The 14717-nt window shown below is 65.3% G+C and carries 13 protein-coding genes and 1 tRNA gene; 8 read left to right on the top strand and 6 right to left on the bottom strand.

Features of this window, described 5'->3' with window-relative positions; translation table 11 throughout:
- Positions 1 to 42: 42 nt before the first annotated feature.
- The 3 genes from KUV38_RS18960 to KUV38_RS18970 all read right to left on the bottom strand — a co-directional run bounded on the left by KUV38_RS18960 (position 43) and on the right by KUV38_RS18970 (position 4178).
- Entirely contained in the window at positions 43 to 969 is a 927-nt protein-coding gene (locus KUV38_RS18960; protein ID WP_222471792.1) for a D-ribose ABC transporter substrate-binding protein, read from the bottom strand.
- Between the two features lie 70 nt (positions 970 to 1039).
- Positions 1040 to 2065, bottom strand: coding sequence for a Gfo/Idh/MocA family protein (locus tag KUV38_RS18965; protein WP_222471793.1), 1026 nt, complete (start codon positions 2063 to 2065; stop codon positions 1040 to 1042).
- Positions 2066 to 2201: 136 nt separating this feature from the next.
- Positions 2202 to 4178, bottom strand: coding sequence for a hypothetical protein (locus KUV38_RS18970; protein WP_222471794.1), 1977 nt, complete (start codon positions 4176 to 4178; stop codon positions 2202 to 2204).
- Positions 4179 to 4367: 189 nt separating this feature from the next.
- Between KUV38_RS18970 and KUV38_RS18975 the strand changes: the two genes are divergently transcribed.
- Positions 4368 to 5693, top strand: coding sequence for a GAF domain-containing sensor histidine kinase (locus tag KUV38_RS18975; RefSeq protein ID WP_222471795.1), 1326 nt, complete (start codon positions 4368 to 4370; stop codon positions 5691 to 5693).
- On the top strand, positions 5690 to 6412 hold the full coding sequence (locus KUV38_RS18980; protein WP_222471796.1) for a response regulator transcription factor: 723 nt from the start codon (positions 5690 to 5692) through the stop codon (positions 6410 to 6412). The genes KUV38_RS18975 and KUV38_RS18980 overlap by 4 nt, the downstream gene beginning before the upstream one ends.
- Before the next feature lie 116 nt (positions 6413 to 6528).
- Here KUV38_RS18980 and KUV38_RS18985 read toward each other — a convergent pair whose 3' ends face one another.
- A complete protein-coding gene (locus KUV38_RS18985) occupies positions 6529 to 7542 on the bottom strand; it encodes a LacI family DNA-binding transcriptional regulator (RefSeq protein WP_261385466.1) in 1014 nt (337 codons plus the stop codon).
- 157 nt (positions 7543 to 7699) lie between these two features.
- Between KUV38_RS18985 and KUV38_RS18990 the strand changes: the two genes are divergently transcribed.
- The 6 genes from KUV38_RS18990 to KUV38_RS19015 are packed head-to-tail and all read left to right on the top strand — an operon-like array spanning position 7700 to position 13553.
- A complete protein-coding gene (locus tag KUV38_RS18990; RefSeq protein ID WP_222471798.1) occupies positions 7700 to 8719 on the top strand; it encodes a TRAP transporter substrate-binding protein in 1020 nt (339 codons plus the stop codon).
- Between the two features lie 48 nt (positions 8720 to 8767).
- Complete coding sequence (locus tag KUV38_RS18995; RefSeq protein WP_315898664.1) at positions 8768 to 9250, top strand: TRAP transporter small permease; 483 nt, start codon at positions 8768 to 8770, stop codon at positions 9248 to 9250.
- Positions 9247 to 10524: a TRAP transporter large permease gene (locus KUV38_RS19000; RefSeq protein ID WP_222471799.1), complete on the top strand. Its 1278-nt coding sequence runs from the start codon at positions 9247 to 9249 to the stop codon at positions 10522 to 10524. Before KUV38_RS18995 ends, KUV38_RS19000 begins: the two co-directional genes overlap by 4 nt.
- A 7-nt stretch (positions 10525 to 10531) precedes the next feature.
- Complete coding sequence (locus KUV38_RS19005; RefSeq protein ID WP_222471800.1) at positions 10532 to 11071, top strand: VOC family protein; 540 nt, start codon at positions 10532 to 10534, stop codon at positions 11069 to 11071.
- The gene (locus KUV38_RS19010; RefSeq protein ID WP_222471801.1) at positions 11071 to 12333 is read left to right on the top strand and encodes a ribulose-bisphosphate carboxylase large subunit family protein; all 1263 of its coding nucleotides are present in this window, start codon (positions 11071 to 11073) and stop codon (positions 12331 to 12333) included. The genes KUV38_RS19005 and KUV38_RS19010 overlap by 1 nt, the downstream gene beginning before the upstream one ends.
- Positions 12333 to 13553 (top strand): four-carbon acid sugar kinase family protein, encoded by a 1221-nt coding sequence (locus tag KUV38_RS19015; protein ID WP_222471802.1) that lies wholly within the window; start codon positions 12333 to 12335, stop codon positions 13551 to 13553. The genes KUV38_RS19010 and KUV38_RS19015 overlap by 1 nt, the downstream gene beginning before the upstream one ends.
- Positions 13554 to 13613: 60 nt before the next feature.
- Here the strand turns inward: KUV38_RS19015 and KUV38_RS19020 are convergent.
- Together KUV38_RS19020 and KUV38_RS19025 are read right to left on the bottom strand one after the other, a co-directional pair.
- Positions 13614 to 13690 (bottom strand) — tRNA-Pro (locus KUV38_RS19020).
- 46 nt (positions 13691 to 13736) lie between these two features.
- The gene (locus KUV38_RS19025; RefSeq protein ID WP_222471803.1) at positions 13737 to 14708 is read right to left on the bottom strand and encodes a DMT family transporter; all 972 of its coding nucleotides are present in this window, start codon (positions 14706 to 14708) and stop codon (positions 13737 to 13739) included.
- Positions 14709 to 14717: the final 9 nt, after the last annotated feature.

Genomic DNA, 14717 nt, shown 5'->3' on the forward strand with positions numbered 1-14717 from the left:
GCGCGTGACCGGCACGCGTGGACCCAGTTTTGCGGCCTGGCCTTACTGCAGGGCGAAGGTTTCGAGCTGGCCGGCGTTGTCGCCGTTCACCAGCACGCAATCCATCAGCTGTTTTTCGTCAAGGCCGGTGGAGCCGGTCTTGAGAAACTGGTCGGCCTGCATAACCGCCATTTGAGCCTGCGCATAGGCGGGCTGGAGCACGGTGGCCTTGATGCCGCCCGCGAGGATAGAGTCGCGCACGTCGTTGGAGCCGTCGAAGCCCACCACGATCACATCAGTCCGGCCAGCGGCCTCGAGCGCGGCCCATGCGCCCATCGCCATGGTGTCGTTACCAGAGATCACGCCCTTGATGTCGGGGTTCGCCTGCAGCATGGACTCCATCACCGTGAAGGCCTCGGTCTGCGACCAGTTGGCGGTTTGCTGGGCAACCATCTCCAGCTCGGGATACTGGTCGATCACGTCATGGTAGCCTTGGCTTCGGATGCCGGCGTTGGTGTCACTCTCCTTGCCCACCAGCTCGGCATATTTACCCTCTTCACCCATGAGCGCGACGAACTCCTCGGCACCAAGCTGCGCGCCTTGGTAGTTGTTCGAGACGATCTGGCTCACCGCCACGCCGGTCTCGGTGATCTCGCGGTCTATCAGGAAGGAGGGGATGCCCGCATCCTTGGCCTTCTGCACTGCGGCCACCGAGGCATCGGCCCCGGCGTTGTCGAGGATGATCGCCGCCACGCCTGCGGCAATCGCGCTGTCGAACAGCTCGGACTGCTTGTTGGCGTCATCGTCGTGCACGAGCACCATGGTCTCGTAGCCCAGCTCCTCCGCCTTGGCGGCGGCGCCATCGGCCTCGGCCTTGAAGAAGGGGTTGTCGTGGCTCGGGGTGATGATCGCGATGGTGTCTGCCGATGCCATCAGCGGCAGGGTCATCAGGGCCGTAGCGGCGGCCATCAGCTTGGTCTTGAACGTCATGTCTTTCTCTCCTCCGTGTTGTCCGGTGCCCCTTGTCCTCCGGGCGGCCGGAACTTGTTGTGCGGGCGCCTCAGCCGAGGCTGTCGGTCGCCACGCTCCTCCCTTCGGCCGCCGAAACATAGGCGGCCTCGACAAGTGCCAGTGTCTTCAGGTTGTCGGCACCGCTGGTTTCGGGTGCCGTGCCTGCAGACAGGCTGTCGATGAAATGCTGCTGAATCGTGACGACGCTCTCCTGGATGTTGTGCCAGGGGCGCTCAGCCCAGGGGAGTAGGGGCGGCGAAGCATCGATCACCTCTTCTGCACCCTCCGCCTGCACCGTCAGCCTGTAGCCTGCGTCCAGCCGGATTGAGCCCTTCGGCCCGTCGATCTCAAGCAGGGTTTCGGGGAACGTCTCGGGCGCGCGGCGGGTGGCGTAGGAGCAATCGACCACGCTGGCCATGCCGCTCTCGTGCGTCAGCAGGATGGTGGCCACATCCTCGCCCTTGATGGCCGGGTTGATCCGGGTCGTCACCGCCGAAACACGGGCAGCGTCGCCCATGAGTGCGCGAGCAATGTCCAGCACATGGATGCCGAGGTCCTCGATAATGAAGCGCGCGCCCTCCGCGAGATACGGCTGGCCGGAAAACACGTCATACCCCGAGCGAAACGAGGCACGGCAGAAGAACGGCACACCGATCCTGCCAGCGCGGACCAGCTCGATCACCCGCCGCACTGGTGATTGCCACCGGAAATTCTCGTGCACCATCAGGGTTTTGCCTGCAGCTTCGGCGGCCTCCACCATGGCGCGGGCGTCGGCCATGATTTCGGCAAAGGGCTTTTGGCAGATCACGTGTGCGCCATGGCTGAGTGCCAGTTCGACCAAGGGGCGATGGCTGGGGGCGGTGGTGATGATATCCACAAAGTCGAGCCCATGAGCACGCATCATCTCACCCGCATCGGTATGCACGTGCGCCACACCAAAGCTGTCGGCCGCCGCCCGTGCCTTTTGCTGGTCGAGGTCGCAGAGTGCGACGATCTTGGCACCCTCCACCGCCTTCCACCCGTTCAGGTGATTGGCGGCAAAAAAGCCCGTGCCGATGATTCCACCTTTCAGCATACGCCCTCCCCAGATCGCTGCCCTGTTCCTCCGGTGGCCGCACCGTAGGCCGGGGCGGCGGGATGATTAAGCGGATTGCGCGCAGATCGTTTGCGGGAAACCGCAGTTCGCGGCGGGGTGGCAGTGATAGTAACGATCATTCCTCCAACTCCATCGTGACGAAGGCCACAGAGTAGGGCGTGAGTTCGAGGCTAATAATCCGCTGCTCCGGCGTGGTGTCGAGCCAGCGTGGATCGGCCATTGCAGCGGCGGCGCTCGCCCGGTCCAACACGGATACCAGGGCGGTTTTTGGTAGCGCCACAGTACGTGTGGTTTGCGAAAGGTTGGCCACCATGAGGCGGGCGCAACCATCTACGACCGCGCCGTAGGCCATCACGCCCTCGGGCAGATCGCGCAGTGTAACCCGTGCGTTGCCAGCCATTTCGCGGGCGGCGCGTACAACATGGAATAGCGGCACAACGCAGCGTTCGCCCTCGTCGAATCCGGGCTGCGCATAGGGCTGTGGCGTGGGCACAAGGCCGAAGGGGCCGGTGGGCGCGGCGAGGCAGAGCGCCTTCACGGCGCTGCCCTCGGTGCTGGCGAGCACACCCACCGCCCATGCCGCGCCGAACAGCCCACGGTGCCGCGGGTCAGGGCTGGCCATCGTTTCACGCCGTTGCTCGAGGTTCGCCGAAACACTCGTGCCATACGGGTTCGTCCGCATCCCGATGGACACCAGCCCAAGCCGATAGGGTTGCCCGGCGGAGAGGGCTTGGGCACTGGCATAGACTTGCGGCAGGGCCTCCAATGTCTCGGCGACTGAGAGGTCATCGGCGGCATGCACCGTTGCGGAGTTACCGTGGAAGATGAAGTCGCAGAGCGCCGGGTCGGGGCGGCAGCGGTTGAACTCGGTGAAGTTGGTGAGCACCCCGCCGCCGACTTGCGCCTGCGGATAGGCCTGCCGCACCGCCTCGATCAGTGAATCCGGGCGGGGTCCTTCGGGCCATTGTGCTGTGGGCTGGTAGCTTTGCAGGTAGCTGCGGCACAAGGCGATGACCCGGCGCGGCGCGATACCCGCCTCTTCGAGCCGCGCGGCGAGGGTAGCAAGCCCATCTTCGGCCGCGTCATCTTCGAGCAGCATTTCGGTGTCGATCGGGGCCGCCAGCGCACTTGCGAGGGTTGCGGCCTTTGCGAGAAAGGCGGGGCTGGTGGCACTCTCTACGCGGAGCAGCAGGTGCGAGGCGCCACAAAGTCCAATGGTTTCCTGCATCTCAGCGCCGCCAAGCCAACCCTCTTCCAGCGCGAGGCCGAGAGCGGGCGCCATTTGGTCGAGCGTTTCCAATTGCGGCGAGGGCGTAGTTGCGCTGCGCGTGTCGGCGGCGGTCTCCCCACTCAGAGAAACGCGAACAGTCTGAGTGATCGGCGCGTCGATCTCATAGGCAAACGGCTCTTTCAGCGGCACACAGTAGGTCTTGTAAGACGCATCGGACCAATTGCGCTGGTCCTCCATCTCGAAGACTTCGCCCTCAAAGCTAATGTCCGCATTTGCGGCGCCGATGGCATATTCGAGGCCCGTAATGTCTCCCATCGGCTGCGACGGTTTGATGTGCTTTGGGAATACCGTCGCCTCAGTGCTTCCGTCCGAATGTGTCACTGTCACAGGCGCGCCGGTCAGGCCGAGGATCGGGTGCAGCACGGTGAGGCCGGCCCGGTTGGTGGCGAAGAGTCCATCCGCCGGCGTCATGGTAACCGTAACCGAAAGCTCCCCCGCCGCGCTGGCGGAAAACTCCACCACCAGCCCCAGCCGCCCACCGGCCACGGATTGCTCGATCCGCCCGGTGATGCACCCGCCCGAGCGGGCGGTGGCATCATGCAGCGTGGTGGCAGGGTAGGTGGCCCAGTTCTCGTCGCGGATGGGCCAGCTGATAGCCCGCACAAGCTCGGTGTCGTGCCAGCAAATCCGACGGATCGACTGATCGGAAAGCAGGAAAGACAGCGGCCCGAGCGAAACGCGCCGCCACGGCACCGGCAGTTCTTCGGTGCCGAATGTCAGTACAAGTTCTTCCCCAACCTCTGCCGCATCTCCTCCCGCGGCGGAGGCGGCGTTGGCGCCTGTCTCCATCCCACTGTCCAAACTCTGTCTCCTCCACCTTCAGGCTATCCCGCCTGCACCTGCGCAACAGGTCGGGATACGGGAAACCGCTCTCGGCTCTCTGCAGCACGACCTGCGGGATCCCGCAATCGAAGCTGTAGAAGTACGCAGACAGGTATCTTGGCGGGTGCACCGGGAGGGCGTAGCATCGGCCGCAGGAGGAGGATGCGGATGGACAGCCGGGAGGAAACCGAGCTCGCTCATTACCTTGCGATTTCGCGGGCAGTGGCGGGCGAGATGGATTTGCAAAACGTTCTCAACGGCATCGCGGGTGCGGTGAAGTCCAAGCTGTTGGACTATCACCACCTCGATGTGGCGGTGGTCCTGCCCGGCGACAAATCCAAGCATTTCGCGCTGGAAACAGGCATCGAAACGGTTTGGAACCGCGATGGCGAGGGCCGCCCGAATGATCTGGCGCCGGTGCGGCAGGTGCTCAATGGCGAATTGGGCAGCCTGATGACGGGCGATGCCTGGGCCGATCCGCGGTTTCACTTCGATGGGGCCGATGACGCGCCGATCTTCGAGGCAAACCTGCGCAGCCGTATTCATGTGCCGCTGACGGTGCATGGCGAGGTCATCGGCGTGCTCAGTTTCTCGTCGCCGCAGCGCGATGCCTATGGCGAGGAGGACGTGCGCAAGGCTCAGAACGTGGCCGACCTCATCGCCCCCTATTTCTACGCGCTCAACATGTCCGACCAGGCGCAATCCTCTGCGCGGGCCGCGGGCGCGGCACGCGGGCGGGAGCATTCGCTGCGTCACGGCGCGCAACGGCTGACCGAGGCGATGGAAGCCGAGCGCCGTCGTCTCGGCATGGAACTGCACGACCAGACCCTCGCCGACCTATCTGCCGTATTCCGGCGCGTTTCGCGGCTTGCCGGGCAACCGGGACCGGACAGCGCGGAATTGCAGGAAATCGCCAAGGCCATCTCGCGCTGCACGACCGATCTGCGCAGCATCATCGAAAACACCAAGCCCGGCATCCTTGACCTCTTCGGTCTGTCTCAGGCCATCGAAGCCCAACTCGAGAGGGCCACACAGGGGCTGGACCGCAGGGTCAAGACCTCTGTGAGCGACGATACTGGCGACCTGCTCGAACGTTCGGAATACCGATTGCAACTGGCCGTTTTTCGTATCGTGCAGGAGGCAGTGACAAACGCGGTAAAGCATTCCGAATGCAGCAAGATCGACGTGCACCTCGCCGTTGTTGGTGAGCATTGCCTCGAGGTCACCGTAGCAAATGATGGGCGCGTGCCCGCTGAGGGCTGGCGCCGGTCGGGGCGAGGGGTCGACAACATCCGTATCAGGGCCGCGCTGATCGGCGCGAGCGTGGCGTTCGAGCGCGACCCGATGGGCTCTGGCAGCCGGACGGTGCTGAGCATCCCGTGCGAAATCGTTCGGGCTGGCACTGAGACCCCGGAGGCCGCTGCCGCGATAGCCACCGATGTCGGCACCTTGGACGCTGCCGCCCTTGCCGCCGCTGGGAAGCGCGTTCCATGAACATTCTCATCGCCGAAGATGACCCGTTTCACCGCGCCTTCCTCGCTGGCACCGTCCGAGAGGCTCTACCTGGCTGCGAGGCCGTGCTGGAGGCCGAAGGCGGAGAACAGGCGGTGGCGCTTGCGCGGGACAACCGGATCGACGGCGTGGTGATGGATATCCAGATGCCGGAGGTCAGCGGCATCGCCGCCGCCTCGAAGATCTGGGAGACCCGTCCCGACATGCGCATCCTGTTCTGGTCCAACTACTCCGACGAGGCCTACGTGCGCGGCGTGTCCCGGATCGTGCCCAAGGAGGCCGTCTATGGCTACGTGTTGAAGACCGCCTCGGCCCAACGGCTTGGCCTCGCGATGATGGGGATTTTTCTTGAGGACCAATGCATTATCGATCGCGAGGTGCGCGGCGTTCAGCAGCGGGCGATGGACTTGCACGAGGGTCTGTCGAACACAGAGTTCGAGGTGCTGACCGACATTGCGCTTGGCCTAACAGACAAGGCCATTGCGGCACGGAGGGGCATATCGACCCGCTCGGTGCAGAGCCGCCTGAAGCAGCTCTACGAGAAGCTAGGCATAGACCAGCAGCCGCACGACGATGAGGGCCCGGTGTTCAACTCCCGCGCCCGTGCGGTGGCGCTAGCGCTGTCACGCGGGTTGTTGAACCTTGAGGGCATGTCGCTGGGAGAGGCCAAGCTGAGGCGTTGGCTGGAGAAAGGCCAATAGGTTTAAAATGCTGCGCGTCGGATTGCTGGCACCAAGTGCTTCGCAAAGCGGTTAAGCCTTCACTCCGGCGCATAGCCCCCGAACGAAGGCCGACCTGATATCACGCGCCAGAGTCATCACGGCAGGTTCTCTCGAAAGTAGATATCCAGCTTCAGCGGTGCGGGGGCGGACTCCCGATGTGTCAAACTGTGTATGCCTCGGTCGAGAAGCACATCCGGGTCTTGGTCGAAGACGGCGTCCATCGTTCCGTCCAACAGGGCGCGGCGGGTGTCTGCTGTGAGCCCGTGTCCGACAAACACCACATCCTCACGGCCCCTCTCGCGCAGCGCGCGGGTAATACCGCCGGAGGAGCCGCCGACATTGTAAATGCCCACGAGGTTAGGCTGCTGGTCCAGCAGGGCAAGGGTGTGGCGGTAGTTCTCGCCCGCGTCGTCATGGCCCTCGCGCAGCCCAACGAGCGTCAGCCCCGGAAACATCTCGTCGATCAGGCTCAGAAACCCGGCCTCCCGGTCACTGTGGGCGCGATAGTTGCGGGACCCGGCCACCAGCGCCACGGCGCCTTCGGTCCGCCCGGCCAAGCGCCCGACAAGCAGCCCGCCGGTGCGACCCACCGCGTGGTTGTCGAGCCCGATATGGGCCACACCCGCCCGCTCGCCGAGGTTGGACACGAGGGTGACGAGCCGCACGCCGCGTGCAGCGATCTCCTCCGCCGCCGCGCGGACCTTGGGGTGCTCGATGGCGAAGAAAGCCACGCCATCGGCCCAGTCGGCACATTTGCGCAGGGCCTCCGCCAGCGCATCGGCGTCAAAACTCTCGATGAAGAGGCACCGCAAGAACGGGTCGCTCGCGCCCGCCAGCCCGATGCGGGCCTTCACCCGCTCGCCTAGCAGCCGGAGGTATGGGTTGGTGCCAGCGGGCAGCAGGACGGCGATGTTCAGCGCGCGTTCGGCCCCGATATGCGCGGCCTCCTCCTCGCCGATGTAGCCCAACGCACGGGCCGCTTCGAGCACGCGGCGCCGGGTGCGCTCCGACACGCCCTTGCGGCGGTTGACCACCCGGTCCACCGTGGCAAGCGACACATTGGCCCGCGCCGCGATATCGGTAAGCAACGGCTTTTTTGCCGTATCCATCATCGGTAGAAACCCCTCAAAAACCCTCAATTTAAAGTACTGGACCAATCATGCTCAGAACTTCTACCTTTCGTCAAATGCCGCGTTTTGTGAGTTATACGGGCAATGTTCCCGCGCAAACCCCTCACAAGAACTCACATATATCGGGAGGAGACACATGACAAAATTCAACGGTTTCAACCGCCGCTCCGTGCTGGCCCTCGGGGGCGCCGCCGTGGCCGCGCCCTTTGTCGCGCGGCCCGCCTTCGCGCAGAGCACCACGCTGCGCTACGGCCACAACAACGAGGTCGCCTCGGTTGCCGGGGCGCAGGCCGACTGGTTTGCCGAAGCCCTCGGCCAGACCTCGGGCGGCGATATCGAGGTGCAGGTCTTCCCCAACAGCCAGCTGGGCAAGTTGCAGGAGCTGGCCGAAGCCGTCTCGCTTGGGACCATTGCGTTTTCGCACAACACCGCCGGGGCGCTCGGCTCGCTCTACCAGCCCTTCGCCGCGCTCGACACGCCCTACCTCTACCGTGACATCGACCACCTGATGGCGGTGACGGACGTAGAAAGCCCGGTGATGCAGGAGCTGAACGAGGGCCTCATCGCCGCCGCCAACGTGCGGGTGATCTATGCCCACTACTTCGGCCGCCGCAACCTGACCTGCTCCAAGGCGGTCATGGGCCCGGCCGACCTCGAAGGCGTGAAGATCCGCGCCGTGCCTTTCCCGATCTACACCACCGCCGTCGAAGGCATGGGCGCCGTCGCGGTGCCGGTCGACTGGTCGGAGGTGCCCACCGCGCTGGCCACCGGCGTGGTGCAGGGGCAGGAGAACCCGGTGAACGTGGTGCTCAACGTCAAGCTCTACGAGGTGCAGAGCCACCTCATGCTGACCGGCCACATGAGCAATGCCGAAGTGGTGGTGATGAACGAAGATGTCTGGCAGGGCATGACTGACGCCCAGAAGGACGCCGTGCGCGAGGCCTCGACCCAGACCCGCGAAAAGGCCACCAAGGCGATCCTCGACAACGAGGAAGGCGAGACCCAGCAGCTTCGCGATCTCGGCATGACCGTGATCGGCGAAGAAGACGGGCTCGACCTTGCCGGCTTCCGCGAGGGCGTGTCGAAGCTGGTCGACGAGCGCTTCGGCGCCGAGTACGGCGACCTCTACGCCAAGATCGCCGCCGTCTCGGCCTGATCCTTGGCGCGCCTGCGGCACATATTGGCCCGCCTTGCGGGATGGGGGGTGGGGCTCGGCCTCACCCTTCTCGCCCTCATGGCTGGGCTGGTGGTGCTTCAGGTCTCGGCCCGGAATTTTGCCGATGTGGGCCTGCCCTGGGCCGATGAGCTGGCGAGGTTCTCCTGCATCGGGCTGGTGTTTCTCTCGGTGCCTCTGCTCGCGGGCCGTGGCTCGCTGGTGGCGGTCACGATGCTCCCCGACATGCTGGGCCCGCGTGCCGCCCGCTGGTTCGGTCTGGTGTCCGATGTGGCCACCCTCGCCTTCGCCGCGCTGCTGCTCTGGAGCTTTGCCGAGTTTCTGCCCCGCGCCGGCAAGTTCCTGACGCCCGCGATGCGGGTGCCCAACTGGGTCTATTATTCACTCGCGCTGACCGGCTCCCTGTTTCTGGCCCTCGTGGCATTGGAGCGGATCGTGACCACCCTGCGCGGCGGCGCCCCCTCCGCCCCCTACGGCGAAACGGGTGAAGAAGAGGCACTCAAAACCGCATGACCGCCCTGCTGCTGACCATCTTTTTCGTCCTGCTGATCGCAGGTGCGCCGGTGGCGGTCTGCCTCGGCCTCTCCGCCGCCGTGGTGATCGTGACCGAGGGGCTGCCGGTTTCGGTGCTGGCGCAGCGCAGCCTCAACGCGCTCGACAGCTCGCCGCTGCTTGCCGTGCCACTCTTCATCTGCGCGGCCTCGCTGCTGAATGCGACCGGGGTCACCACCCACCTCTTCGATCTCGTGCGCATGGTGCTGGGCCGGATCCGGGGCGCGGTGGCGCAGGTCTCGATCCTCGTTTCCCTGATCTTCTCCGGCGTCTCCGGCGCCGCGCTGGCCGACATCGGGGCGCTCGGCAAAATCCAGATCGACCAGATGACGCGGCAGGGCTACAAGCCCGAGTTCGCCGCCGGGCTCACCGTGGCCGCCGCCACCATCGGCCCGATCTTTCCGCCCTCGATCCCGATCATCATCTATGCCTCGGTCGCCAATGTCTCCGCCGTGCAACTGCTTCTGGCGGGCATCGTCCCGGCGCTGCTGCTGACCGCCCTGCTCATGGTGCAGGTCGGCGTGCTGGCCCGCGTCAAATCGCTCCCGCGCGACACCATCGCCGCCCGCCCCGCCGACATTGCACGCAAGGCCGCCATCTCTTTTCCGGCGCTGCTCGCCCCGGTGCTGCTGATCGGCGGCCTCATGTCGGGCTACTTCGGGCCGACAGAGGTGGCGGGCGTCACCGTGGCCTATGCGCTCTTCATCGGGGTGTTCATCTACCGCAGCCTCACCCTGCGCGGGCTCTTCGAGGCGCTGAAGGATACCACCACTTCCACGGCGAACATCCTCTTCGTAGTGGCCACGGCGGCGCTTTTCGCCTGGGTGCTGACGCTCGATCAGGTTCCGATGAAGGTCTCCGCCCTGCTGCTCGGCCTCACCGAGAACCCGCTGCTCCTGCTCCTGCTGGTCAACATCCTGCTGCTGGTTGTCGGCATGGTGCTGGAGAGCATCGCCGCCATCCTGATCATCGCGCCGATTATTGCCCCTGCGCTCACCGCTGCCGGGGTGGACCCGCTGCAACTGGGCATCGTCTTCGTACTCAACCTGATGATCGGCTTGCTCACCCCGCCCGTCGGCATGAGCCTCTACATGATCACCATCATCACGAAGATGCCCATCACCCGCGTCATCGCCGGGGTGATGCCCTTCTTCATCCCGCTCCTGCTTTCGCTTCTGGTCGTCTCCGCCGTTCCGGCGCTCTCGACCTGGCTCCCCGAAACACTAATGAAATGAGGCTCCCATGAGCAATCTACTCGGCCCGATCCGGCAACTCGGTATCGTGGTGGACGATATCGAGGCCGGCATGAAGCACTGGTCCGAGGTCATGGGCGTAGGCCCGTGGTTCTACAACCCGCAGGTGCCAATCGAGAACTACACCTACGACGGGCAGTGCTATGTGCCGCATAACTCGGTGGCGCTGGCGAACTCGGGCGAGATGCAGGTGGAGCTGATCCAGACCCGCAATGATGTGCCCTCCATGTATCGCGATTACATGCAAAAGGGCCTGCGCGGGCTTCAGCATGTGGCCTTCTGGACCACACAGTTTGATGACGATCTGGCGATGATGGAGGCCCGCGGTTTCACCGTGAAGATGTCCGGCACTGTCGGCCAGAACGGCAGGTTCGTGTATTTTGCGCAGGAGCATCACCCCGGCACCTGCATAGAGCTTTCCGAGGTGATGGGGCCGAAGGGGCGGATGTTCGACATGATCCGCGAGGCATCCAAGGGCTGGGATGGCACAGATCCGGTGCGCCCCTTCCCCGACCTCTCCGCAATCTGATGGAGCGCGTCATCGCCGACTACCTGATCGAAACGCCATTTCCGCTCGCTGATATGGCAGCGATGATGGCGGGCGAGCAATCGTCGGGCACCTTCGTCCGCGTGGCGGGCGAGACCGACGAGTTGCGTGCGCGGTCCGCCGCCGAGGTGCTGAGCATCGACGAGTTGGGCGAAGTGGCAGAGCCGTCGCTCGCCTCCGCCAACATCACCCGCAAGGGCGCGCCGGGGCCATTCCGCCGGGCGCGGGTGCGCATCGCCTTTCCTGTCGGAAATATCGGGAAGAACCTGCCGACGCTGGCCGCCACCGTTTCGGGCAACCTCTACGACTTGGGCGAAGTCAGCGGGCTGAAGCTGCTGAACGTAACCATCCCGGCCGCCTACCGCGCCCGCTACCCGCGCCCCGCTCAGGGCATCGCGGGCACGCGGGCGAGCCTCGGCGTGCAGGGCCGCCCGGTGTTTGGCACCATCATCAAGCCCAACGTGGGGATGACCCCCGAGGCGATTGCTTCGCTGGTGGCCGAGCTTTGCGCGGCGGGTGTGGACTTCATCAAGGATGACGAGATCTGCGCCAACCCCGATGTCGCGCCACTGGCGCAGCGGGTGCCACTGGTGATGGACGCAATCAAACGCGCCGAGGATGCCTCTGGCCGCCGGGTTATGATGGCCTTCAACATCACCGACGAGACGGATGCAATGCGCCGCCACGCCGACCTTGTGGCCGAGCACGGCGGCACCTGCGTAATGGCCTCGCTCAATTGGTGCGGCCTCTCGGCGATGGAAACCCTCCGCGCCCACACGCCGCTCGCAATCCACGGTCACCGCAACGGCTTCGGCGCGATGAGCCGCCACCCGGCGCTGGGCATGGCCTTCCCTGCCTATCAGGCGCTCTACCGGCTGGCCGGGGTCGACCACATGCATGTGCATGGGATCGGCGGCAAGTTCGTCGACTCGGCGGAGGAGGTCACAGAGGCCGCCCGCGCCTGCCTCGCGCCACTCGCCGAGGGATGCGACGACGCGGTAATGCCCGCCTTCTCCTCGGGCCAATGGGCCGGAACCCTCGGCTCGGCTCTGGAGGCGGCCGGATCTGCCGACCTGATGTTCATGTGCGGCGGTGGCATCCTCGCCCACCCCGGCGGACCTGCGGCGGGCATCGCCTCACTGCGTGAAGCTTACGAGGCGCTCTCGGCTGGCGAAACCCTTGCTCAAGCGGCCACCGGTCGCCCGGCCCTCGCCGCCGCGCTCGACTTCTTCGGCACGCGCTGATGGGCGCCCGGATCGTCTTTCTGGGTGATGATTTCACCGGCGCCTCCGACAGCCTCGCCACCTATGCACGCGGCGGATTCACCGCGCGTCTGGTGACGGGCGAGGCCGCGCCGCAACAGGGGCTTGATGTGCTGGGCATCGCCACCGACCTGCGCTCGCTGCCGCCGGAGCGGGCTGTGCAGGTTGTGGAGCGGCTCTGGCCAGTGATCGCCCGCGAGGCGCCGCAGGTGCTGCACCTGAAAACCTGCTCCACCTTCGATTCCGCCCCGCATATCGGCTCGATCGGAGCCGTGGCGCAGCAGCTCATCGAGCGGTTCAAACCCGATGTGACGGCGGTCATCGGCGGGCAACCGAGCCTTGGCCGCTACTGTGCCTTTGGCACGCTCTTTGCCCGTGGCCCCGATAGCGCGGTGCACCGGATCGACCGGCATCCGGTGATGTCCTGCCACCCGGTTACGCCGATGCAGGAGGCCGACCTTGGCCTGCATCTTGCGGCCCAGGGCCTCGGCCCTCTGACCCGGATCACCGTGCCGGACCTGCAAGACCCACGCGCGGTCGCCACCCGGCTCACCGATGGCCCAGCGCTGATCGACGTAATGCGCCCGGATGATCTCGGGAAGATCCGTGAGGCCTTAAAACTGGCCGGCGGCCGTCAACTGCTGATCGGCGCCAGCTCGGTCGCCGAAATCCACAGCACAGGGCAGGGCATCGTCGCGCCGTCAGCGCCACCTGCGCCACCCGGTGCCGTGCTCTCCTTCGCCGGATCACGCTCCGCGGTGACCGCCGCACAGGTCAAGGCAGCACGGTCCTACAAGCGTGTGCGACTGGCCCCCGAGATGCTCGACGATCCGGCAGCCCCCCGCGCGCTGGCAGACAGCCTGAAAACCGGCCAGCCACTCCTCCTCCACCTCGATCCGGACGCCAGCTACCACCGCAGCCCCGATGCCCTCGCCGATGCTTGCGCCGAGCTGGTGGAGAGCATCGCAGCCCAGCACCCGCTCCGCGCCCTTGGCCTCGCCGGCGGCGACACCTCGAGCCGCATCGTCGCACGCCTCGGCTTTACGGCGCTGGACTACCTCACCGACATGGGGCAGGGCGCCTGCATCTGCTCCGCAAGCCACGCCGACGGCAAACGAAACGGCATGCGGGTTCTGCTGAAAGGCGGACAGATGGGGTCCACGGATCTGTTCGATGAGTTCGCAGAACACATCTCACGGTAACGCCGTGATTTAGTGTCACTAGGATCACTGTCTCACATGCGCCAAAGCTGTTTGATGTATTGGTCGGAGTGAGAGGATTCGAACCTCCGACCCCTGCCTCCCGAAGACAGTGCTCTACCAGGCTGAGCTACACTCCGACCGTGGCGCGGGCTGTATCGCGCCCCGCAGGGCAATGCAAGCCCTTCAGTCGCTTTCCTGCGCCACCCGCCCCACGAGCCGCCCGAGCAGTCGCACCCGTGGCGTGGTGCCGGTTTCGGCCCGGGAGCGGTTCTGCAGCACCGGATGGGCGGTGGAGCGCCCGCCAAAGCTCTCCCGCAGTACGATGTAGATCCCGCTCGCGATGATGATCCCGGCGCCGATCCACGTGACCCGGTCGACCGTCTCGCCAAAGAAGAAACTGCCGTAGAACGCGGCCCAGAGCATCTGGCTGTATTGCATCGGCGCGACGATCGCCGCATCGCCCGCCTTGTAGGCCAGAATCGAGCACAGCCCTCCCGCGAAGGCCAACGCGGCCATCAGCCCGAGCAGCCCCAGCTCATGCAGTTCCAGCGGCACGTAAACGAAGGGCAGGGCGCAGGCCATCACCACGAAGTTGGCCATCATCGGGTAGAGCAGCAGCACCGCCGAGCGCTCATCCTGCCCGATCTTCCGCACGATGATCGACACCAACGAACCGGTGCAGGCGCCGACCAGCGCCGCCAGATGCCCCAACTCGAGGTCAGATTGCCCCGGCCTCAGTACTACGATCACCCCGATCAGCCCCACGATCACCGCGCCCCAGCGGTGCATCCCCACGGTCTCGCCCAAGATCGGCACCGAGAGCACGGTGATAATCAGCGGCATGGCGAAGATGATCGCGTAAACCTGCGCCATCGGCAGCGTGGCGAAGGCGTAGAAGATGCACAGCCCTGTCACCACCGCCGATCCGGTCCGCAGCGCCGTCCACCACGGATGCTGCGGAATGAGCGTTCCCCGCGTCGTGTCCCGCATCAGCATGAGCATCACTAGTGGAAAGCTCAGCAGCACCGAGAAGAAGATGATCTGAAAGGTGGTAAAGCTGCCGCCCAGCGTTTTCACCACCACGTCATGGGCCGAATAGAGGCCAAAGGCGAGCAGCGCCATCAGGGCGCCCTTGATGTTGTTTGAGGTCTGCATGGGTCTCGT

Source organism: Vannielia litorea (assembly GCF_019801175.1).
Lineage (GTDB): Bacteria > Pseudomonadota > Alphaproteobacteria > Rhodobacterales > Rhodobacteraceae > Vannielia > Vannielia litorea_B.

Bases quoted from the DNA above. Each gene is read 5' to 3' on its own strand.
- KUV38_RS18960 (WP_222471792.1), bottom strand. From the start codon at position 969: ATGACGTTCAAGACCAAGCTGATGGCCGCCGCTACGGCCCTGATGACC.
- KUV38_RS18965 (WP_222471793.1), bottom strand. From the start codon at position 2,065: ATGCTGAAAGGTGGAATCATCGGCACGGGCTTTTTTGCCGCCAATCAC.
- KUV38_RS18975 (WP_222471795.1), top strand. From the start codon at position 4,368: ATGGACAGCCGGGAGGAAACCGAGCTCGCTCATTACCTTGCGATTTCG.
- KUV38_RS18980 (WP_222471796.1), top strand. From the start codon at position 5,690: ATGAACATTCTCATCGCCGAAGATGACCCGTTTCACCGCGCCTTCCTC.
- KUV38_RS18985 (WP_261385466.1), bottom strand. From the start codon at position 7,542: ATGGATACGGCAAAAAAGCCGTTGCTTACCGATATCGCGGCGCGGGCC.
- KUV38_RS18990 (WP_222471798.1), top strand. From the start codon at position 7,700: ATGACAAAATTCAACGGTTTCAACCGCCGCTCCGTGCTGGCCCTCGGG.
- KUV38_RS19000 (WP_222471799.1), top strand. From the start codon at position 9,247: ATGACCGCCCTGCTGCTGACCATCTTTTTCGTCCTGCTGATCGCAGGT.
- KUV38_RS19005 (WP_222471800.1), top strand. From the start codon at position 10,532: ATGAGCAATCTACTCGGCCCGATCCGGCAACTCGGTATCGTGGTGGAC.
- KUV38_RS19010 (WP_222471801.1), top strand. From the start codon at position 11,071: ATGGAGCGCGTCATCGCCGACTACCTGATCGAAACGCCATTTCCGCTC.
- KUV38_RS19015 (WP_222471802.1), top strand. From the start codon at position 12,333: ATGGGCGCCCGGATCGTCTTTCTGGGTGATGATTTCACCGGCGCCTCC.
- KUV38_RS19025 (WP_222471803.1), bottom strand. From the start codon at position 14,708: ATGCAGACCTCAAACAACATCAAGGGCGCCCTGATGGCGCTGCTCGCC.